Consider the following 20,310-nt stretch of genomic DNA (forward strand, 5'->3'; position numbering starts at 1 on the left):
TCAGCAATGCCTGGGCGTGCCGTCCTCAAGGTCCACATGGTTGCCCGATCGTGCAGGCGCGCCTTTGCGGGCGATTGCGACGATGCCTAGCGTCACCACGGCGCGACATTCAACGCGCCCGATTCCTCAAAGGGGTTCATCAGTCATGCAGATGCGATCCGGCGCCGCGGGGGCGTCCGTATTCCGGCGCGCGGCGGGCCGCTTCATTCTGGCCGGGACACTGGTCGTCGGGCTGGGGGCGCTGAGCGTCACCGATCCGGTCGACGCGCCGAAGCGGGCCGTGGCAGCCACGGCCCGGACGCCGTACTTCGGTGCCGCCGTGGGGCACCTGAACGACTTCGTCAACAACACCGCCGCCCAGGATGCGCTCAAGACCCTCGGCGTGCCGGTCCTGGTGGTGGACACGGGTTGGAAGGCCACGGACCAGACGATCACCAGCGTTCTCACGGCCATCCAGCGCACGGGCGCGACCCCGTACCTGAGCATCGCGCTGCCCTCCAGCTCGACCGACAACACGGCGCAGCGCTGGGTCGAGCAGACCAAGCAGCGGTTCGGGAACACGAAGGTCTACCTGGAGTTCACCGGCGGCAGCATGGACACGCAGCAGTTCCTCGACGACTGGAACCGCACGGTCCCCGACCTGAAGAGGATCGCGCCGGCCGGCTACACGTTCCTGGCGGCCCCCGTCACCACCGCCAACCCGGACTGGGGGCTCGTGGCCGCCGGCACGATGCCGCGCCCGGATGCGCTCGCCTGGTCCGAGCAGCAGCTGTGCAACCGGGACATCAGCGACGACGTCTGCGCCCGCCGGATCCCGACGCTGGCCTGGCACCTCCAGCGCATCAATGCCAAGGTCAGCGCGCGGATCGGGCAGAGCCTCCCGGTGTTCTTCAACAGCTGGAACGTCGGCTCGATCGACGACGAGCGTTTCCTCGACAACGCGGCCACGCGCAAGCTCACCCAGACAGCGCTCACGCAACTGGTCGGCATGAAGTCGCTGGGGCTCATCGGAGCGGCCGTCGGCCCCGCCATCTCGACGACCGACGACGAGAACCACTTCGGGCGCGGGTTGCTGCACCGCGACGGCTCCCTCACCTTCCAGGGCACGGCGTACCGCGACAAGACCGCCTGACTACGGTTTTGGCACGGCTTATTTCGGTACGGCGCCAGCGGCGGAAAGGTCCCGGTGTCCACCGCCCGCTGTGCGGCACCGGGACCGCAGCTGCCGCGGGTCACACCCGGCGCGAGCCGTCCCGTCGCAGGTCGGCGAGGAACGGGTCGTACGCGTCGCCCAGCTCGCGGCGCAGCACCCGAACCGCGCGCCTGCGTATCGTCAGCTGCCACAGCCGGCGCGCCGGCCACCACAGCGCCGCCTGCACGGCGAGCATCAGCAGGAAGCCGCCGAACCACACCCCCAGCGGCAGGGCGAACATGCCCGGGAGCCCGACCAGCCAATCGATCAGACCGTGGAGCTGGATTTCACCGTCGACGAGCCTCGCGATGAGCCAGCCAGCCAGGTACAGCGCGAACCAGCCGGAAATCACGACGGCCGGCGCCACCACCACCTCGACAGTCAGGTCGACGACGAGATCCTGTGGTCGCCCGGGCAGTCGCGACGCCAGCCATTGAACCTCCGACAGGTGTACCCAGTGGAATTTCTGCCGTTGGGTGATCTGCCTGATGTGTTGCAGACCACGGTCGCTGTGGAGAACGCGCAGCGCCAGGGCCGTGAGCCGATGGCCGGTCTTGCCGGTCGGGAAGGGTTGCCGGGCGCGGTGCACCGCGGCCCAGGCAGCGGCAGCGGTGTCGCGCGGGCCGTAGGCGAGCAGCGTGGCGGGATAGAGACCGCCGGGGCGTTCATGCAGTGCTGTCACAACCCGCGCAACGGCGCGATCCACCCGAATCCCGGCGACCAGGGCACCCACGTTCGCCAGGACGAAGACACCCCAGGTGCCGACCACGAGGATGTCCACACTCGACACTTTCACCCCCGTCGTGAGCCCTTCGATTCCGGCCACATCGTCGCGGGCGGCGTCAGTCACCCACGATGCCGGGTCCACACCGCGAGGGCGGTTCGGTCCGTGTTCGAAGACGGTAAATCCTCCCGACGACCGGCGACATGGATGCGGCGGCCTGTGATGCTGGGTGCCGTGCACACGGGGAAACACCACCAAGGGATCAGGCGAGCGGCGGTGCTCACCGCCCACCGCATCGAAACCCAGGATCGGCGCGCCTTGATGATCACCTATGGTGCGACCCATGGCGCCTGAATCTGTCGACGTCCCGCAGCGGCCCGTCGGGGCGAGCGCGGCCGTCCGAGCGTTCGGCCGCACCGTGGCCGGCGGCCTCGCGATCGGCGCGTTGGCGGGGATGCTGACCAGCCTGGTCTTCTTCGGCATCGCCATGATCGTGGAGTTCGCCCCCGGCGACCGGCTGGGCGCGTTCGTCCGGCTGCCCCTGGTCCTACCGATCGGCCTGATCTTCGGGATCGGTTGCGGGTTGATCGGTGGGCTGGTCTCCGGCGTGGTCATCGCAGCGCTCGCCCCGTGGTGGTGGCCGCCGGGATGGGCGGCCCGGCTCGCCGGGGCGGTGATCTGCGCGGCGCCGGTCCTCGCAGCCTCGGGTGTCGGCACGCTGAAAGCGCCGCAGGACGGCCCGTGGTGGCCGCACCCGGCGATGACGATCCCGGCGGCGATCGGGGCGGCCGCCGGGGGCGCCTGGCTCGGCCCCTGGCTGCTGTCCGGCTCGGCCGCGAGGGTCACCCAGCACGGGCGGTACTGGGGCGCGGCGGCCATCGCCATGCTGCTCGTCGTGATCCTGCCCGGCGACACGTTGGCGTTTCAGCCGCCCCAGCGGATCGAGGTGGTGGCCGGGGCCGGAGATGGCTCGGGCAGCTCGGCCGCGGACGCGGCCATCAGCGGGCGGCTCATCGGCATGGCCATGGACGACGCCGCGGCGCTGCGGGTACTGACCCGCACCGGCATCGACTTCACCCTGTGGACGATCCGGGACGGGCAGCTCTCCCACGTCGTGGTGCCGGACCTGCACGAAAAGACCGTCAGCGGAATGGCCACCGGGCCGGGTGGCAGCGTCTACGTCAGCCTCGTGCAGGGGCCGGGCAACGTGCTGCGCATCGAGCCCGACGGCCGCACGGTACGCCGGTTCGGCCCGGACCGGGCGACCTACCGCGGGCCGCGGACCCCGGCCCCGGACGGTGCCCCGGCCGAGGGCGCGTTCACCAACTCCGTGGACGGCATCGCCGTCTCCGCCGACGACCGGATGTACATCGTCGAGAACCGCGTCGACCCGGACACGTTCCAGCTGGTCCGCACGGTCAGCAACGGCAGGCTCGGCACTGTCCTCGGCCGCGACCTGAACGGCCACCCCGCCAGCGTGACCGAAGGCTTCCCGGACGGGATCAGGGGCACCGACCTCGCGGTCGACTCGGGCCGCAACGTTCCGCTCGCGGTCACCCCGGACGGCACCCTCTACGCTGCGGTCGGGCGCGGCGTCGTCCGGGTCAAGCCCGACGGCTCCGCGTACGCGGTCATCGGCAACCTCCCCGGCGATCACGCCACGGGCGCCGAGGCCAGCGAGTCGGGTACCCCGTGGAAGGACCGCGGTCCGGCCGCTCGGCTGCACATCTCGCTCGCCGGCACCTCCACCGGGCTGGTGCACACCGCCGACAACGCGGGCCTGGTTGCCGACGCCAACGGCGACCTCTACCTGACGAACTCGCGGAGTGAGGGCGACCGGCTGCCGGGCTCGTTCGACTGGGACGGTGCCGCGAACGACACCCAGCGAGCTGTGCTCGATCAGGCCCGCAAGGACCGCTGGAAGCAGGGCGATGCCGAGGTGCTGCGGGTCACGCCGGAAGGCCGCGTCGCCACGGCCGCCGGCCACGCCGATCTGGTGGCCGTACACGGCGACTGGCTCTACCTCGCGCAGGACTTCGTCGACGCGAGGGAGACGGAGCGGGTGGTGATCGTCCGGACCGCGATCCCGCGGTAGGTGCCCGGCCCGGCCTGCTCTCCGGACGGATGAACGCGGGTTGCCCGGGCCGGGAAGAATGGTGCGGTGATCGGACCCCGGGCCCACCGCGTCGCGGTGCCGCTCGCCCTCGCGGCGCTGCTGGCCGGCTGCGCCCGCCCGGTGACCTCGACAGGTTCGGAGCCGCCCGCGCTCGTGTCGGAGCCGAGGCCATCCCGGTCCGCCATCCCGGCCGTGACCGCCGTGCCGTGCCCGCCCGAGGGGGTCCGGTTCGAGGTGGGCCAGGGAGACGCCGCGATGGGGCTGCGGGTGCTCAGCATCGCGCTGGTCAACTGCGGGTCAGGCACCTACCGGCTGAACGGCTACCCGGCCGTGCGGTCCCTGGATGAGGACCGGGCGCGGCTGAAGGTGCGGGTCCTGCACGGGGTCAAGGAGATCGTCGGCTCGGCCCTGCCGTGGGACGGCCCGCCGAAACCGGTGGTGCTGAAGCCGGGACAGCGGGCCGGTACGGCCGTGGCCTGGCGCAACACCTACGACGACATCCGGAAGCCACCGGTGACCGTACGGTTCCTCGGCATCTCCCCGCTGGCCGGTCGCCCGTCCCAGGTCGTCGCTCCGGACGGCGGTCTCGACCTGGGCAGCACCGGCCGGATCGGGGTCAGCGCGTGGAGCCTCCTCCCGGACACCGATGCCCCGGCGTCCCCAGCCCACCCGCCGGTCCCCGGTGCTTCGGCCTCGGAACCGGTGAATTCCACCGTGCCACTGCCCTGAGTTTCGGCGGTGAGCCACCGCTCGGTCGTAAGCACCCGAGCGGCCGTGGTGGACTCGGCGGGCCGCAGGGTTGCGGTGGTCGAGGTGACTGACGTGCGCGTCACCCGGCTCGGCGACGTCGATTTCGACCACGTCCGCGACGAAGGCGAAGGGGACGAGTCGATTGCCGCCTGGCGTGCCGGCCACGAGTCCTACTGGCACGGGCCGGATTACCGCGGCTGGCTGGGTAACCCCGATTTCACGGTGGGTGATGATACGCAGGTGGTGCTGGAGCGGTTCCGCGTCGTCGCGAAGCTCTGAAAGGCCATCCGCGAGCGGGCACCCGGGGACCTCGTTCGACGACGCCAGAGTTGCAGCTCCGGAGCTACGGACACTCCCTCGGCGGCCGCCCATCGTCATGCCCCGCGGCCAGCGCCATTTCCAGGCACGAAACAAGGTCTTGGCCAAGGAATGGCTTGAGCAAGAGCGAGGTGGCTCGTGCCTCGACAGCGCGGCGGTCGCCCGGCACAAGACTCCCGCTGACGAAGATCACGGGCAGGTGGGCCGTGGCCGCATCGGCACGGATGGCGTTGCAGAGTTCAACGCCGGACATCTTCGGCAGGTCGATGTCGGTAACGACTGCGTCGGGGCGCCGCTCCCGCACGTCCTGTAGTGCATCCACCCCGTCGGGCGCCTCAATCACCTCATGGCCCGCCCGACGCAGCACACGAACAACCAGGGCTCGAAGTCGTCCTCGTCCTCAGCAATCACAATGAGCGCCATGTGATCACCCCGTACTGAGCTTCCGTGGGCGCCCTACGGCCGAAAATTTTACCCCGATTTACGCTCACACACCCCTTGCGATCTCTGTCAGCTGGGCGCGGCACTGGCGTACGACAGGCCCTCGCCATGCCCGCATTCCCGGGCTCAGAGTTCGACCGGGCCGGGGTCGGGTCGGGTCAGTCCAGCCAGGCGAGTCGGGCCACCCCGCCGGCGACTGAGACCACCCTCGCCCGAAGCAGCGCGTCGTTGATCTTCAGGATCACGTGTTCCTTGCGGGCTGGGCACTGCTGGGCGCCGGACACCACGCAGGCTACCCGGGTCGGCTTGGCCGTGACCCGCTGGACGCCGACGCTGGACCACAGCACCGCGTCGGTGCTGGTGCCGTCCCAGGTGCGGGCGGGCCGAGTGAGAACCAGGTGCCGGGCCAACTCCGACTCCTGCGCGCCGATATCGGTGTAGGCGAAGTGGGCCTGCCGGTCCTGCACGGAGATACACCGGGCGATGGCCAGCAGCGGCTGATGGAAGCCGTCTATCCGCACCGCCACGTCGACACCCTCCGGTGGCGGGTGGTCGAGCACAGCGGCGAAGCCGCCGACCGACACGTCGAGGGTGCGCCCGACGCTCTCCGCCGGGGTGTCGGGCCACCACACCGTCACCGGAAGTTCCAGCTCCCGTCGCGGGTACCGGCGCCGGTCGGTCTCATCATTGGTAGGGCGGCCCAGTTGGACCCGGCCGCCGTCGACTCTGCGCACCGCCGCCCACCATCGGCTTACCGGCGGCGCGTGGATCAGCTGCACCACGTCGAACGGACCGACCCCAAGATCATGTTTGACTTCGACGTCCAGGGTGCCGGTTGTCGGATCCGCCGCGATCAGGAGGGCGGAAACGCCGTTGACGGTGACCGTCGAACCGACCCGCTCCACCCAACTGTCCACCCGATCAGCGTAGAAGCGGGCAGGACCTCTCGCGAGCGGAGCAACGCCACGGCGACCCGGTCACCGGCGGCCAACACGGGCCGAGGTCCGGATGCGGCCGACCCCCGGGCCGCCGTGGAGATACTGACCCCCCGTGGCTGCACGACGAGTTATGGCTTGGTGAGCAGTGCGGGCAGGTCCGGGGATGCTTGCCAGATCGTGTCGATTTGGGCGACGAGGCGTCGACAACCGTCGAGTTCCACGTAGATGTCACCCCGGGGGGTTTCCAGCCGGGCGAACCGGTTTGCCGGGGTGGTGCATGTTGTCGCTTTGCCGGAGGTCTGGACCGCTCGCTTGACGGCGGCCCATCGGCTGGTCGGCAGCAGGCCGCCGGAGACGAAGTCGCCCTGCGGCTTGTCGTTGTCCGGCTCACTCGCCTTCACGTGGTAGATGCATAGTCGTACTGATGCGGCGTCGTCGGCCAACGGGGCGAGATCGCCCTGCCGGGTGGGCGGGTAGAAGCCGGTGAACCAGACCATGTCGGTGTGGACCTGATCGCATCCGCTCGCGGCGGCCTCGGCTGACTCGACCTCGCCGAGTACCCGTGTGCTGACGCGCGTCCACTTCAGCTTGTCCATGGCGGCGTCGGCCTCAGCCAGGGGCTTTCCGCAGGCGTCGCGGGGAATCCCGGGGCGCACCCATCGGCCTTGGCCGTCGAGCAGCACCAACCGCGGTGGGAGGTAACCATCCGCGGTGCACATCGCATCTGGTTCCGGAGGTGGCACCTCGCCGGTGAACGCCTCCAGTGACGGCGGCGGCTCGTCGGGCAGACGCAGCGCGGCGAGCAGGGCTGCCACGTCGTCGGCGCGGTCCTCGACGGCGATCGCGTCCGTGCCACCGTCCGGCCGCCGCCGCGTGTCTTCCCGGCACATGACGGCGGCCACCGGGCGGAAGGAGTCGGCGAAGTGCGAGAGCGGAGCGGCGTCGTTTCCCTCGTCCTGAGGCCGCATGGATGGTTCGCCGGCGCATGATCGCCAGTGCGGGTGGATCTGGGGTGTGCTGGACGGCCGCGGCTCTGGCGCGGGTTCGGTCGAGGCGAGCGACTGAACATCCGCCGATCCTGTGCCGCTCACCTGACCCGCACAGCCGGCAGCGGCCAGGGCAAGCACCCCACCGATCGCGAGTGCTGCGCCACCCCGGGCCATGGTGGCGGCAGTCCCGGAGGCCGCGAACCGCATCTTGATCATTCGGGTGAGCCTAGAAGTGGCAGGCGCGTCCACGGGCCGGTAGGTGAGTCCGTCAACGGTCCCGAACGGGTAGCGGCAAGGGCCACCTCGGGCCTGGTGGCCGCCTTTCGGCTGAGTCGCATCCACCCAGGCGATCTCCGAACTTACACCGGGCAGCCGACGCTCTGCGACCTGCGTGCCCGCTCGTTGAAGCGCTTCACCTCTGGCACCTCGCCGTACGGCTCCATCCGCCTCTGCAAGTCACGAACCGTCCGATCGCTCGCGTGGAGTGACCGACGCTGCCAGATCAACGCCGTGCGATGCCCCGCGCCGCCGCAGCCTCGACGTCGGCCGGTTCAAGTCCGCGATCGACCATGCAGAGCGGAACATCACCTTCCCGTCCTATGCGGACCGCTGGCGCCAGGCGCGGAACATCACCTGGGGTTGGAGACCATCGGCGCATCGAGTCGAACCTCCGCATGCACCTGAAGCCCGCCTTCCCCGGCGTCGCCCGCGGATCACACAGACCGACGTCCTGTGGTGGCTCACGCGAGCTGCGGCACTACTTCGCCACCAAGCTGATCGTGGAGCGCGTCGACCCAAGGACGTCCAGCGGGCCCCGGATGTGGGCCCAACGATCTTGGCCTTGCGTTGGCCTGGTCAGAGGCCACAAGAAGTGGAGCCCAGGGGACTTGAACCCCTAACCCCCGCCTTGCAAAGATCGCGCAGCCTGTCGGTCGGTGTCGGTGCTGGTCGCTGACCTGGACCGGGAGTCGGTCGGTGCCGCTGTCCCGCGCCCGGTGTCGGTCGGCTTGGCTGTACTGATGGCTGTACGGCCGTCAGCTTCGCGGCTCTACTCGCCCGTGGACGCGTTCCTCGCGAGTTCGGACCTTATGGCCGCCAGCACCTCACGCTGCTCCGTGCCATCGGGGTCAACGCCTGGAGTCATGTCATCGGCCCTATCCGCCGCCTCAGACAAGGCAACCGTGACGAAGGTCCAATCCGGCTCGCCCAGCGCGACGCTCACGCGTTGATCGCCGGGAAGAAAGTACCCGTCGCCTCCAGACGCGCGGGCACAGACAGCGCCCCTCACGCGCCATGCGGTTTCGACGATGTCCTCGGTGCCCTCCTCCGTTACAGCGTTCGATATCTCGTTGTCCACGACACCGACCACCAACTGCCAGTAGTCAACGCGGAGCGTCACAGAGGTGTCGCCGATGGTCCCACCTGACATACGGCGGAGCGTATCGGCCCTCGGGAACCCACATCAGCGGAATCGGCCCCATTACCGCGTCGGCTTCCACCCATCCCGTCCGCCGTCGACCCCACACACCGCCATTGTCGTGGAGCGGGTGACGGGAATCGAACCCGCACTGTCAGCTTGGGAATTGCCGATCAACGGCTCATCGGTCCAGCCTTGTCCAGGTCAGGGTGGTCCGTGATGACCACGGCCGTCCTCTGGTGTCCTAGCCCAATGGCACGCCAATGGCACGGCTTCGGTACGCGCCGTCGTCGGACCGCTCCGAGTCCGTTCGGCGGCCCCGACGTTAGCCGGTGACTCGTTGCACCACTGCAACGATGACGTAGACCACTCCCGCCCACGCAGCCACCTGCCCGGCGCGGAAGAACGCGGTCCCTGCGTTGAGGAACCTCATCCTTGCGCGCTGTTCATCATCGTCAGGGCTCACCACTTGCCTCCACGTCCCCTAGGGGCCGAATCGCCTGCTCAACCGATGTGTCAGAAGCCTGTTCGTGCCCGTTCATGCTCCCTCGCTTGCCCGGCCGCTGGGACTGAATGGCATACGCCAGCGTCCCCGTGCTTCCGCCATCCCGTCTGCCGTCGACCCATACACCGTGGAGCGGGCCTGCCTCAGGGCGGCAAGGTGGAGCGCCCTACGTCCGAACGACCTTGCCGCCCTGAGGCAGGTCTGCTCGGCTCCGCCTGGGTCGACGGTGGGCGGGGTGGCTCCACCATCCCAGAGCTCCGAGTGCCCCCGCCGGAGGCGTCTGACCATGGAACCCGAATCCTGCGCCGCCGCGCCGGCCGATGCCGACCGGAGGTCGCCAGCAGGCCGAGCGCAGCGGCGCTCGGCCAATCTCGTCGTCGCCCTGGTCCTCGATGCCGATCCGCAGCTGCCCGATGGTCAACCTCGGATCATCGTCCCCTGATGGTGCGGGCGCGGGTACCGGTGCCGGGGCTTGCCCGGCCGCCGTCGCCGAAGGCGTAAGGCGGACCGGGCCGCGCAGCGGCCCCGAGCGACCGGCCTGCGCGCCACGGTGCGCCGCGTCAGCGGCGCCTTGATACTGAAAGGGCGAAATCGGCAGTACTGGCATCAACCTTCTTGTCCTTCGCCGGGTGATGTGCGAAAGTCATGCGCCCAGTGAACCTGCGACTCGAAGGCATCAGTGCAGGCGCATAGTCCAGGTCTGTGCGCCGTGTTGTCTGATCGGATGCCTAGCATGAATCACTCAGCCGAGCCTGACTGTGACGCTCAGGAAGTGACGCTGGCACGCTGACGGAGGTGGCAATGAGAGCTCGTCACGCGCTATTCGGCATCCTGATGGTCGTTGTTGTGTAGGCAGCCGCGGCGGCAGCGACCACCTCCGCTGAGGCGAACGGCGAGAAGCACGGCGACCGTAAGGAAAACCCGATTCCTGAGAATCAGCGACGGACGTGGATCGGAGGCAACCTCCGGTCAGGTGGGGAACCGGAACCGTCTGCGCCTGAGTTCGGCGGCCCGATTTCGCAAGAGGAGATGGACGCCGCAATCGAAGAGACCCGACGCAACTCGAGCGTCTCTCATTACTACACCGGAACCGACGGCAGCTCAGCCCCCGAGAGCATCAAGCGACCCATCACTCCCAAGAGTTCCTAGCCGATCGTCGACCAATCCCTCGTGTTCCAGTGCTGCTCGCGTCCCACCAGTGCTTGGCGATCACCTGGCAGCCTTACGACGGTTCTTGGGGCCGATACCAACTTTGGCGCTCCATCCACGCCTGGTGGACAGCCTTTACCGACAAAGCTCCTCCGCCGCTTTCGCGCTCCGCGACGAACTGATTCAACAGCCTGAAAAGAGCCACGACCACGGCCTTGTCTTGAACCTCGTCGAGCGGCAAATACCCCGGTTCCCAGTCGGGCAGAGCGAGCCGATGGACGAGCCCCTGCCACCCCAGGTTGTTGCCGCCGTCGAGTTGGACGACCAACCACTCCCGCCATCCCTCTAACGCGCGGCCTTCAGCCGTCCCGTATCCCTCAAGGAACGCGGCGTATTGCCCGAACGAGCCGTCGAGCCCCCACATCCCCGGGCGCCGCTGAAGATGGTCAAGGAACTCCCAAAGTTCCACCGCCGTCCTCCGCCCTCCACTCGAGCTCGCGGCTTGTGGAGCCATGCCACAGATCAATCCTAGATCCACTGTCAGGCATCAGTCGGGAAGCATGGGAACAGGGAATACGGACGAGCCAGCGCAATCGGGCCTACCGGGTTGGTGGGGTGACTTCCTCAGCAAGGAGGTGCACTCCGTCATGGAGGCGGACGGCGACGTCGGTGGTGTCGAGGGCGTCGAGGACCCGGATGGCGAAGGTTTCGCCCATGCGTTCGGCGACGTCGTCGGCGCTCCACCAGTCGACGGCGGCGCTCTCCTCGGTGGGCCGGGGTTGGCCGCTGAGGATGCGGGCTCGGAAGACTAGGGCGACGACGCCCAGGCGGAGGTTCTTGTAGACGCCGGTGAGGCGTTCGGGTTCGGCGATGACGCCGGTTTCCTCTTCGACCTCGCGGCGCATCCCGGCGTGGATGGATTCGCCGAGTTCGAGGATGCCGCCCGGGATCTCCCACTTGCCGTTGTCACGGCGTTGGACGACCAGGACCCGGCCGCCCTCGTCGGTGATGACGGCGGCGACGCTGACGGAATGACGGGGGCGTTCCGGCGGGGTCATGCGGGTTTCCCTTCGTCGAAGAGGCAGAGGACGGCGGTGGCATCGTCGTGGCGTTTGTAGCGCGGCTGGGCACGTCCGTCGCGGTCGGCGTGCTCGGCGGTGCGGATCTGGCGGATCAGCTCGGCGGGACCTGCGGTGGTGAGGACGTCGAGCAGGCCGGTCCAGTCGTAAAGGGCGAATTGCTCGACGGCCGCGGAGGCACCGTCGGTCAGGAGGGCCGCGCGGCGCACCCGTCCAGGCCCGTGCAGCGGTGCCGTGCCGGTGACCGCCTCGTACGCCGCCCGGGGGTCCGCCGCGGCGATCCAGTAGCCGTGCGGCTGGTTGGTGTACTCCCATTTGCGAGTGGCCGCGGTCTTCATGCGTTCGGCGTGCTGGGCGGTACCGACCGCGCCGGGCACCAGGGCCGCCTGCCGCACGTCGGCGATGACCTGGTCGAAGCGCAGGTCGTTGACGACCTCGGTCCTGTCACCGAGGTCGAGAACCAACGGACTGTCACAGAGCACCAGGTATTCGACCTGATCGTCACCAGCGCGAAGGAGGCACGCGGTCGCCGCCGGCGTGCCGGGATGCCCCAGGTCGCAGGTGCCCCGGTGCTCCCCCGCGACCGCGTCGATGGCGCGGGCGAGCAGGTAGGGCAGAGCCGCGTCGGGTTCCTCGCCACACGCTGCGCCGAGCTTCCCGGCCAGGCACTGCACGTACCAGGCAGGGGTGTGCGCGCACCCGTTGCGGAGATCGGCGGGTTGCGTGACCCCGTCGAACACTGCGACCAGGTCACCGACCACCAGAGCGCCGTCCTCGTTGGCCGCCCGGCCGGGGGCGGCTTCGGTGCCGAGCCGGACTTCCATCATTTCCGCTTCCCCGCGCGGGCCGCATCGTCCCAGTCGTAGCGAAGCGACCATAGGTGACCGGGCATCACGTGAATGCACACCTCGACGGGCCGGTCCTTCGCGTCGTACGCCACGTGCCAGATTTCGAACACCGGCAGCGTCGCCTCGATGTCGAGCAGTCGCTGCTCGGCGTCGTCGGGTACCCGCACGGTCACGTCCTCGGTGAAGCGCACCGGGCCGTGGCCGAGGTCAGCGAGGCGGGAGTATGAACCGCCCTTGCCGACCTCGGCCTTCATCAGCGCGTCGTCGCCACCGACGATCGACCAGGGGTAGTACGAGTCGGCCATCTGCGTGGGCTCGTCGTTGGCGTAGAGCACCCGGCGCCGGACGAGCGTGTCTTCGCCGCTATCGAGTTGCAGGAGCTGCGCGACCGCCACCGGAGGTGGCACGCGGCGGATCTCCCGGTAGTCGGTACTCGACTGCAGGTCCAGCGAGGCGACCTCGACCTGCCCGGCGCCAGTGCCCTGCTCGCGTGCTGCATAGCGGCGTTTGGCGTCTCGGGTGATACGCGGCAAGCTGCGCACGTAGGTGCCTGAGCCGCGCCGGACCTTCACGTCACCGGACGATCGCAGCAGGGTGACTGCCTTGTTGACCGTGACGCGGGATACGCCGAGCTCGTCGGCGAGCCGCTGCTCGCTGGGCAGCAGACTCCCGGGCTGGTAGGTGCCGTCCTGGATACGGTCCCGCAGCTCGTCCGCGATCTGCGCGTACTGGGACCTCGGCGTTTCGATCGGCACTGGCGCTCCCCGGTAGGACGTCTTACGAGACACACGCTACGGGTCTGCCTGCAACTTTGCGATCCGAGGATAGACGTAATACGTCTTGTGTCTCATGCATCGCCGCGTTATCGTAGACGTACGACGTCTTACGTCTGCGGCCGGGAGGCCCGAGCCGCGCAACCCAGGGGGGTGTGAGCCTGATGGCAGTTCCCAACTCGGTGAAGGTGCCGGTCCCGTTCGACTTCGTGTTCCCGCACGGCTGCCTGTGCCTGGGCGTGGAACCCGCGACGGACTTCGACCGGCGTAACCAGCCCGACGACCAAGCGCGGGACAAGGACACCGGCGAAAGGGTTTGGCTCGCCACGGTGGTGGACCTGGACCCGGAGGCGGGCAAGTTCGGCCGGCCGAAGGAGGTCAAGGTCAAGGTCGTCGCGCCGGTGCAGCCCGTGCCGCCACCGTCGGCGATGCCCGGCTATCCGCCGCTGGTGGAGTTCACCGACGTGACGATCTCGCCCTGGTCGGACTCGCAGCGGTGCAAGGCACCGGAGCCGGGCAAGCCGCACAAGTGCAAGGCCCGCCTGGGCTGGACGATCCGCGCGACAGGCATCAGCGAGCCGCGCTCGGCCGCGAAACCGAAGGCCGCTTGAGTTCTACCCGCGCGTCGGGGGTGGGGCCACATCCGCCAAGAAGTTTCCCCGCCCCCGCGCACTCAACCTGATCCGCTCTGAACGGAAGGGGCTGTAATGCCCAAGGTAGTCGACGCTGCCCGCGTCACGACGTCACCGTCCGCTGTGTGGCGGACCTGCACCACCTGTGACCAGCTCGTGCCGCTGGCCCCGGACACCGACCGGTGCCCGCGCTGCCAGACCTCGTCCGCCGGTCCGGCATTCACCGATCGGGAGCTGGCCGAGGCCCGCGCGGACCTGGCCGAGGCGTGCGCGCACTGCCGCACCCGGCTGGACCGCATCGACGCGGTGAACGCGTTCCTGACCGGCTACCTCGGCACCGTCGTGACCGCCGTACTCGGCGGCAGGAACGACGGCGGAGCCTCGCTGCGCCGTGCGGCCGCGCGGTACGCGGTCCGCAAGCAGGTGATCGCGTGAAGACCCACCGCCGCACCGTCGCCCTGCTCGCCGCTCCCGGTGTCACCGCCGCCCGCCAGGTCTACACGTCGGTGCCCTCCGATGCGGTCCGGGTCGCTGCTTTGGTCGAGATCGCGGCCGCTGCCGCGTCCCTGGCTCGCACCGTGGTCAGGCTGCGGTGCCTGGACCCGGACCTGATCGCCCCGCACGTCTGCGACACCACCGACCTGCGGGCCGTGCTCGGCCGGGGCCGCTGGCTGCCGACCATGTGCCGGCACATCCCCGCTCCACCGACCGGTCCGGTCTCGGTCGCGGATCTGTTCCCCGCCGTTGTGCCGGTGCCGCGGTCGGTGCGGCGCCGGGCTACCCGCCGCCCTGCCACCGGGCAAGGCTCCCTGTTCGCCCTCGCTGGAAGGGAGGTGTGCTGACCATGCCCCTGGTCAACGTGATCCGCGGCGAGCAGGTCCCCACCTCCTCGCTCAACGTCCGTACCCCGGTCCTGCGAGTTCCGCTGTGGGCAGTCATCGCCTGGCAGCTCGTCAAAGCGCTCGCCTGGGCAGTCAGGGCGTACGTCCGGTTCTGGTACGTCACCCTGCCCACCACGTTCCTGACCTGGCTGTATGTGCGGTATGGGTGGCAGGGCCTCACCATCCTGTTCGGATCAGCCGCGGCCATTGGCACGGGGTGGTGGTTCGGGCACCAGACATCGTGTCTGCGGTTCGGGTGGTGGCCGATCCTCGCCCGCTGGCGCCGCCTCGTGTATCGGCGTCGCTGGCAGGCCGCCATGGTCACCGCGAAACTCGCCGTCTCGTACGACCGGCACACCGTCATCCCCGCCCTCAAGCGCGTCCGCTGCCGGGCCGGGTCGGACCTGGTGCTGGTGCGGATGGTGACCGGACAGATCCCCGACGACTTCGCCCGCGCCTCCGAACGCCTCGCGCACACCTTCGGCGTCCGCCAGGTCAAGGCCATCCCCGGCCCGGTGTTCGGGACCGTGGTCCTGGTCCTGCTGCGCGGCGACACCCTCTGCGCCACGGTCGCGCCGCTGTCGATCCCGGCCGTGCCGGACTTCACCGCCCTGCCCATGGGCCTGTGCGAGGACGGCACCCCCTACTGCCTGCGCCTGTTCGGCACCCAAGTCCTCGTGGTCGGGGCGACCGGCTCGGGCAAGGGCTCGGTGATCTGGTCGTTCATCCGCGCCCTCGCCGGCGGCGTGGCGTCGGGGCTGGTGGAGCTGTGGGGCATCGACCCCAAGGGCGGCATGGAACTCGGCATGGGACGACCCATGTTCACCCGCTTCGCCACCCGCGACTTCGCCGCCATGGCCGCACTCCTGGAAGAAGCCGCCAAAGTAGCGCAGGACCGGGCCGAACGCCTGGCATCGAAGACCCGCCAACACGAACCCAGCACCGCCGAGCCGCTGATCGTCCTCGTCATCGACGAACTGGCGAACCTGACCCACTACCTCACCGACCGCCAACTGAAAGACCGGATCAAAGCCGCCATGGGCATCGTCCTCTCCCAGGGCCGCGCCGTCGGCGTCCACGTCATCGCCGCGATCCAGGACCCCCGCAAAGAAGTCCTTCCCGCCCGCGGACTGTTCCCCACCCGGATCGCGCTGCGCCTCTCGGAACCGCCCGAGGTGGACCTCGTCCTCGGTGACGGGATGCGTGACCGCGGCGCCCTGTGCGACCGCATCCCGCAGTCGCAGCCCGGCGTCGGATACGTCGCGCTGGAAGGCGACCCGACCCCGATGCGGGTCCGGTTCTCCTACCTCACCGACCAGCAGATCAAAGAGATGGCCCGGACCTATGGCCGGTTCCGGGTCATCGAGGGCGAGGCCACCGAAGGCGGTGCAGCATGACCGCTCCCACCATCACCCGCCCCGCCCCGCTGATGTGCGAGCACTGCCACCACGAGATCACCACGCCCCTGGCCGACGACCTGGGATTCGGCTACTCCCGCGACACCGACACCGACACCGACACCACCACCGCCATCCCGGTGCCGGATGGCGTCGAACTGATCGCCCTTCCCGGCCGCACCCGACCGGAGGTCAACCGATGACCACCGCAACCGCGACCGGCATGGGTCGGGCGGATCGTGTCGAGACGTTCACCCTGGCCGCCATCCTCACCGTCGTGGCGGTGGCGGCCGGGTGGGCGTCGTTCACCCACGTCCACGACTGGACCATGCGCCACACCCCACCCGGAACCCCCGACGCGTTCGGCTGGGTCAATGCCGTCATCAGCGAACTCGTCCCCGTCGCCGCGTTCCTCACCATCAAACGACGCCGCCGCGCCGGCGCTTCGATCGGCTACCCGCTGGCCCTGCTCATCGCCGCCGCCGCGCTGTCTCTAGCCGCCCAGCTCGCCGTCGCCCAACCCAGCCCGTCCGGCTGGCTGCTGTCCGCCGTCCCCGCCCTCGCCTTCATGGCCCTGGTCAAGCTCGTCTTCACCACCCCGTCCGGGACCAACCCGGCCAGCGTGATCGAGCCCGCGCCACCAAAGGCGGCACCCGCCCCGGCCGAGCACCATGCCCCGGCCCCACTCGCACCGTCGCTGCCTGCGACCCCAGCCCGGGCCGCGGCCCCGGTGTCGGGTGTGGTCCCGGCACCCGCCGAGGCGTTCACCCGCCTCAACGGCACCCCCGTCATCGGGCCGGTGACCCGATGAAGATCCGCCTCGTCGGCACCCCCACCGAATGCGCCGCCGTGCTCCAGGCCCTCACCGAGTCGCGGCTTATCGACATCACCGCCGTCTCCCGCGCCTATCCGGCCGGTCAGGAAACCGCGCGGACCCGCCTGTACCTGAACGTCCGACCCGCCCCGCCCACCGGCCCCGCAGAGGAGGAACCACGCCCGTGACCGCACCCACCCTGCCCATCACCCCGGCCGAGGCGCCCGCCCCCCGACCGCAGGTCCGGCCGGGCTCGCGGGCCGCCCGGCTCGCCCTGCCCCGCGCCGTCGACGCGCTCAAGCAGCTCGCCGCCGAGCACGGCGTCTGCATTCGCCCGATCGCCTTGCGCCGCACCGACCTGACCACCGGACAGACCGAGCTAATCGACCTGCCCTGCGGGGCGACCCTGGAAGCCAAGTGCCCGCCCTGCGCCAAACGCGCCCGGCATTACCGGCAGGTCCAGATCCGTGAGGGCTGGCACCGCACCGATGAACCCCTACCCCCACCCGCGCCGGCCACCGACGACCAGAAGGCGCTCATCAGCCTGCGCGCGCACTTCGAGTTCTACCGCGTCCAGGCCGAACGCAACGCCGAGTGGGATCAGGTCACCGAGCTGGACGAGGCCATCGCCGAGGTAGAGGACGCCATCGCCGCCGAGGGGCTCCGTGGCCGGATCGCACCCCCGCACAGCAACCCCGACGACGACCAGGGCCACGACGGCGCGGACCGGCCCCGCCGGAAGCGATCCACGAAGCGGCGTCAGGACGTGCCCGACCTGCCCCGCCAGAAGGTCCAAGCCCGCACGGTCGGCAGGACCTACACCGGCACGGACGGGTCGGTGCACCAGCCGTCCATGTGGCTCACCCTCACCCTCGACACCTACGGCCCCGTCCACTCCATCCACCCAGGACGCCCCTGCGCCTGCCGCCGCCGGCACACCCAAGACGACCCACAGCTCGGCACGCCCGTCGACCCAGGCACCTACGACTACCGACGCGCGGCGTGGGACGCGGTGCACTTCCCCCGCCTGCTCGACCGCTTCATGCAGAACCTGCGCCGTGCGGTTGGCTGGAACGTCCAGTACGCCGGGTGCGTGGAACCGCAGCGGCGCCTGGCTCCGCACGCCCACTTCGCGATCCGGGGAACCATCCCTCGCGCCATGTTGGAACGGGTGGCCGCCGCGACCTACCACCAGGTGTGGTGGCCGGTCGCTGATCGACTGCAATATCCGCTCGACCGCCCGCCCGTGTGGGACGCCACCGCGTTCGCGTGGGTCGACCCGGACACCCGCACCCCGCTGCCCACCTGGGACCAGGCCCTCGACGCCATCGACGCCGACCCCGACAGCGTCCCGGCACACGTCGCCACGTTCGGGCCGCAGGTCAAAGCCAAAGGCGTCGAACCCGGCGCCAACGATGTGGAGAAGACCATCGGCTACATCACCAAGTACGTCACCAAAGCCGCCGCCGACTGCCACACCACCACCTCCGACCCGCAGCGCGACCACCTCGACCGGCTCTGGCACCAGCTGCGCGTCACGCCCTGCTCGGAGCGGTGCGCGAACTGGCTGCTTTATGGCGTCCAGCCGAAGAAGGCCCACGGCCGGCTGCGCCCCGGCAACTGCAAGGGCCGGGTCCACCAGAAGACCACCCTCGGCATCGGCGGCCGCCGCGTCCTGGTGTCACGGGACTGGTCCGGCAAGACCCTCGCCGACCACCGCGCCGACGCCCACGCCTGGGTCAAAGCCCTCCTCGGCGTCACCGACGACGCGGCCACCGCCCCGGCCGCCGACCCCAGCACGGCCGCGCCGGCACCCGTCGCGTGGGAGATGGCCCGGCCCGACGACCCGGACCTCCCACCGCTGGAACACCGCCTGCTGCGTGCGATCAGCCAACGCATCCAACGCCGCGCCCAGCTCAACTCCGCTCGGCAACACGCCAGCGGCGACCCACCCACTCCCGATGTCTCGGCAACCCGTCCCGCACCCATGTCCAAGGAGGAACCGCGATGAAGAGGAGGAGCGTCCGTCCCGCCGAGGCGGCGGAGCTGCTGGGCGTGTGCCGGGACACTGTGTACGTTCTGCTGCGCTCGGGTCAGCTTCGGTCGATCAAGGCTGGGCGTGCACGGTTGATCCCGCTAGCAGCGATCGACGAGCTTCTTTCGGCGACCGATGAGGTGTTGCGGTGACGGGGAAGGGACGTCGCGCTCACGGCGAGGGTTCGGTGTATGAGCAGCGGCCGGGAGTATGGGCAGCGGTGGTCGACCTGGGCTGGGTCGACGGCAAGCGGAAGCGGAAGTACGTCTACGCCAAGACCGAAGCCGCGGCGGTGCTCAAGCGGGACGACCTGCGGCGGCAACTCCAGCTCGGTGTGGACCTCGCCGCCCCGCCGCGCACCCTGGCGGCGTGGCTTGAGGAGTGGCTTCGTGACGTGAAGTCCCACGACGGCACCCGGCCGTCAACGCTTGCCCGCTACCGGCAGGTGGTCCGGACACATCTGGTGCCCGCGCTTGGGCGGGTGAAGCTGGACAAGCTGACGGCCCGAGACGTGCAGCGGTTCCTGACGGCGCTGCGCTCGGCAGTGGCCCCAGCCACGGTGGTCAAGGTGCATGGTGTCCTGCGGGTCGCGCTGAGTGATGCGGAACGGCTGGACCTGGTACCCCGCAACGTGGCGAAGGCGGCTAAGCCTCCGAGCCTCGGCCGGGCCGAGCGTCGAGCGCTCGATCCCGAGGAGGCTAGGCGGCTACTGAACGCGTTGGCGGGTGACCGGCTTGAGTCCCTGTTCGTGCTGGCCCTGGCGACCGGGCTGCGGCGTGGAGAGCTTCTCGGACTGCGCTGGTCGGACGTCGACCTTCCGGACCGCGTCCTGACCGTTCGGCAGACGTTGCAGCGGACCGACCAGGGCCTGCGGTTCGTCCCGCCCAAGACTCACCGGTCGGCCCGGCCGCTTCCGCTGTCGGAGCTGGCGGTGCGGGCGCTGGAGCGGCAGCGGGTACGGCAGGCGCGGGAGCGGTTGGCTGCCGGGGAGGTGTGGGAGGACCTCAACCTCGTGTTCGCCAGCTCCATCGGCACGGCGAGTGAGCCGCGCAACGTCAACAGAAGGTTCGAGCAGCTGCGCGACGCCGCTGGTCTGCCGTGGTTGCACCTGCACGACCTTAGGCACGCGTTTGCCACGTACCTGCTCGATCAGGGCGAGGAGCTACGGACGGTGATGGAGCTGCTGGGTCACTCCACGATTCGGCTGACGGCGGACACCTACGGGCATGTCCTGTCGGCGCGGGCACGGCAGGCCACCTCGGCCATTGATCGGGTCCTCGGCGAGGGGCTGGCGTGAGCCCTTGGCTGTACG

Annotated in this window: 23 protein-coding genes and 1 pseudogene; 15 read left to right on the forward strand and 9 right to left on the reverse strand. The window is 69.8% G+C overall.

Features of this window, described 5'->3' with window-relative positions; genetic code table 11:
• The first annotated feature begins 145 nt into the window (after nt 1-145).
• Entirely contained in the window at nt 146-1,132 is a 987-nt protein-coding gene (locus tag ACMCNO_RS00775) for a hypothetical protein (protein ID WP_412747503.1), read from the forward strand.
• Nucleotides 1,133-1,232: 100 nt separating this feature from the next.
• Here the strand turns inward: ACMCNO_RS00775 and ACMCNO_RS00780 are convergent, their stop codons facing one another.
• A complete protein-coding gene (locus tag ACMCNO_RS00780; RefSeq protein ID WP_412747504.1) occupies nt 1,233-2,042 on the reverse strand; it encodes a hypothetical protein in 810 nt (269 codons plus the stop codon).
• Between the two features lie 217 nt (nt 2,043-2,259).
• On the opposite strand from ACMCNO_RS00780, the gene ACMCNO_RS00785 reads away from it, so the two are divergent.
• The 3 genes and pseudogenes from ACMCNO_RS00785 to ACMCNO_RS00795 all read left to right on the forward strand — a co-directional run.
• The gene (locus ACMCNO_RS00785) at nt 2,260-4,011 is read left to right on the forward strand and encodes a hypothetical protein (RefSeq protein ID WP_412747505.1); all 1,752 of its coding nucleotides are present in this window, start codon (nt 2,260-2,262) and stop codon (nt 4,009-4,011) included.
• A 66-nt stretch (nt 4,012-4,077) separates the two neighbouring features.
• Nucleotides 4,078-4,761, forward strand: a complete 684-nt coding sequence (locus ACMCNO_RS00790) for a DUF4232 domain-containing protein (protein ID WP_412747506.1) — start codon at nt 4,078-4,080, stop codon at nt 4,759-4,761.
• 24 nt (nt 4,762-4,785) lie between these two features.
• Nucleotides 4,786-5,061, forward strand: a pseudogene (locus ACMCNO_RS00795) (ASCH domain-containing protein); the annotation flags it as partial.
• A 64-nt stretch (nt 5,062-5,125) separates the two neighbouring features.
• Here ACMCNO_RS00795 and ACMCNO_RS00800 read toward each other — a convergent pair.
• The 4 genes from ACMCNO_RS00800 to ACMCNO_RS00815 all read right to left on the reverse strand — a co-directional run bounded on the left by ACMCNO_RS00800 (nt 5,126) and on the right by ACMCNO_RS00815 (nt 8,897).
• Complete coding sequence (locus ACMCNO_RS00800) at nt 5,126-5,467, reverse strand: response regulator (protein WP_412747507.1); 342 nt, start codon at nt 5,465-5,467, stop codon at nt 5,126-5,128.
• Nucleotides 5,468-5,699: 232 nt separating this feature from the next.
• Nucleotides 5,700-6,458 carry a PilZ domain-containing protein gene (locus tag ACMCNO_RS00805; protein WP_412747508.1) on the reverse strand — a complete coding sequence of 253 codons (759 nt, stop codon included), beginning with the start codon at nt 6,456-6,458 and terminating at the stop codon, nt 5,700-5,702.
• 149 nt (nt 6,459-6,607) lie between these two features.
• Nucleotides 6,608-7,717: a hypothetical protein gene (locus ACMCNO_RS00810; protein ID WP_412747509.1), complete on the reverse strand. Its 1,110-nt coding sequence runs from the start codon at nt 7,715-7,717 to the stop codon at nt 6,608-6,610.
• A 799-nt stretch (nt 7,718-8,516) separates the two neighbouring features.
• Nucleotides 8,517-8,897 carry a hypothetical protein gene (locus ACMCNO_RS00815; protein WP_412747510.1) on the reverse strand — a complete coding sequence of 127 codons (381 nt, stop codon included), beginning with the start codon at nt 8,895-8,897 and terminating at the stop codon, nt 8,517-8,519.
• Between the two features lie 779 nt (nt 8,898-9,676).
• Here ACMCNO_RS00815 and ACMCNO_RS00820 point away from each other — a divergent pair.
• Nucleotides 9,677-9,832, forward strand: coding sequence for a hypothetical protein (locus ACMCNO_RS00820; RefSeq protein ID WP_412747511.1), 156 nt, complete (start codon nt 9,677-9,679; stop codon nt 9,830-9,832).
• 780 nt (nt 9,833-10,612) lie between these two features.
• Here the strand turns inward: ACMCNO_RS00820 and ACMCNO_RS00825 are convergent.
• The 4 genes from ACMCNO_RS00825 to ACMCNO_RS00840 form a co-directional block, all read right to left on the reverse strand.
• Nucleotides 10,613-11,008, reverse strand: a complete 396-nt coding sequence (locus ACMCNO_RS00825; protein ID WP_412747512.1) for a hypothetical protein — start codon at nt 11,006-11,008, stop codon at nt 10,613-10,615.
• A 130-nt stretch (nt 11,009-11,138) separates the two neighbouring features.
• Complete coding sequence (locus ACMCNO_RS00830; protein WP_412747513.1) at nt 11,139-11,597, reverse strand: NUDIX hydrolase; 459 nt, start codon at nt 11,595-11,597, stop codon at nt 11,139-11,141.
• On the reverse strand, nt 11,594-12,445 hold the full coding sequence (locus ACMCNO_RS00835) for a hypothetical protein (RefSeq protein WP_412747514.1): 852 nt from the start codon (nt 12,443-12,445) through the stop codon (nt 11,594-11,596). Before ACMCNO_RS00835 ends, ACMCNO_RS00830 begins: the two co-directional genes overlap by 4 nt.
• Nucleotides 12,442-13,221, reverse strand: coding sequence for a GntR family transcriptional regulator (locus ACMCNO_RS00840; RefSeq protein ID WP_412747515.1), 780 nt, complete (start codon nt 13,219-13,221; stop codon nt 12,442-12,444). The genes ACMCNO_RS00835 and ACMCNO_RS00840 overlap by 4 nt, the downstream gene beginning before the upstream one ends.
• 182 nt (nt 13,222-13,403) lie before the next feature.
• Here ACMCNO_RS00840 and ACMCNO_RS00845 point away from each other — a divergent pair, with 182 nt between their 5' ends.
• The 10 genes from ACMCNO_RS00845 (at nt 13,404) to ACMCNO_RS00890 (ending at nt 20,295) form a co-directional block, all read left to right on the forward strand.
• Entirely contained in the window at nt 13,404-13,850 is a 447-nt protein-coding gene (locus tag ACMCNO_RS00845) for a hypothetical protein (RefSeq protein ID WP_412747516.1), read from the forward strand.
• A 96-nt stretch (nt 13,851-13,946) separates the two neighbouring features.
• On the forward strand, nt 13,947-14,306 hold the full coding sequence (locus tag ACMCNO_RS00850; protein WP_412747517.1) for a hypothetical protein: 360 nt from the start codon (nt 13,947-13,949) through the stop codon (nt 14,304-14,306).
• Nucleotides 14,303-14,713 carry a hypothetical protein gene (locus ACMCNO_RS00855; RefSeq protein ID WP_412747518.1) on the forward strand — a complete coding sequence of 137 codons (411 nt, stop codon included), beginning with the start codon at nt 14,303-14,305 and terminating at the stop codon, nt 14,711-14,713. Before ACMCNO_RS00850 ends, ACMCNO_RS00855 begins: the two co-directional genes overlap by 4 nt.
• Nucleotides 14,714-14,715: 2 nt before the next feature.
• Complete coding sequence (locus ACMCNO_RS00860) at nt 14,716-16,149, forward strand: FtsK/SpoIIIE domain-containing protein (protein WP_412747519.1); 1,434 nt, start codon at nt 14,716-14,718, stop codon at nt 16,147-16,149.
• Complete coding sequence (locus ACMCNO_RS00865; RefSeq protein WP_412747520.1) at nt 16,146-16,352, forward strand: hypothetical protein; 207 nt, start codon at nt 16,146-16,148, stop codon at nt 16,350-16,352. The genes ACMCNO_RS00860 and ACMCNO_RS00865 overlap by 4 nt, the downstream gene beginning before the upstream one ends.
• A complete protein-coding gene (locus tag ACMCNO_RS00870) occupies nt 16,349-16,960 on the forward strand; it encodes a hypothetical protein (protein WP_412747521.1) in 612 nt (203 codons plus the stop codon). Before ACMCNO_RS00865 ends, ACMCNO_RS00870 begins: the two co-directional genes overlap by 4 nt.
• Entirely contained in the window at nt 16,957-17,151 is a 195-nt protein-coding gene (locus ACMCNO_RS00875; protein ID WP_412747522.1) for a hypothetical protein, read from the forward strand. Before ACMCNO_RS00870 ends, ACMCNO_RS00875 begins: the two co-directional genes overlap by 4 nt.
• Entirely contained in the window at nt 17,148-18,974 is a 1,827-nt protein-coding gene (locus tag ACMCNO_RS00880; protein WP_412747523.1) for a replication initiator, read from the forward strand. Before ACMCNO_RS00875 ends, ACMCNO_RS00880 begins: the two co-directional genes overlap by 4 nt.
• Nucleotides 18,971-19,150 carry a helix-turn-helix domain-containing protein gene (locus ACMCNO_RS00885; protein ID WP_412747524.1) on the forward strand — a complete coding sequence of 60 codons (180 nt, stop codon included), beginning with the start codon at nt 18,971-18,973 and terminating at the stop codon, nt 19,148-19,150. The genes ACMCNO_RS00880 and ACMCNO_RS00885 overlap by 4 nt, the downstream gene beginning before the upstream one ends.
• Nucleotides 19,147-20,295: a tyrosine-type recombinase/integrase gene (locus ACMCNO_RS00890; RefSeq protein WP_412747525.1), complete on the forward strand. Its 1,149-nt coding sequence runs from the start codon at nt 19,147-19,149 to the stop codon at nt 20,293-20,295. Before ACMCNO_RS00885 ends, ACMCNO_RS00890 begins: the two co-directional genes overlap by 4 nt.
• Nucleotides 20,296-20,310 lie beyond the last annotated feature (15 nt).

Origin of the sequence: Krasilnikovia sp. M28-CT-15, assembly GCF_047159595.1 — a bacterium.
Classification (GTDB): domain Bacteria; phylum Actinomycetota; class Actinomycetes; order Mycobacteriales; family Micromonosporaceae; genus Actinoplanes.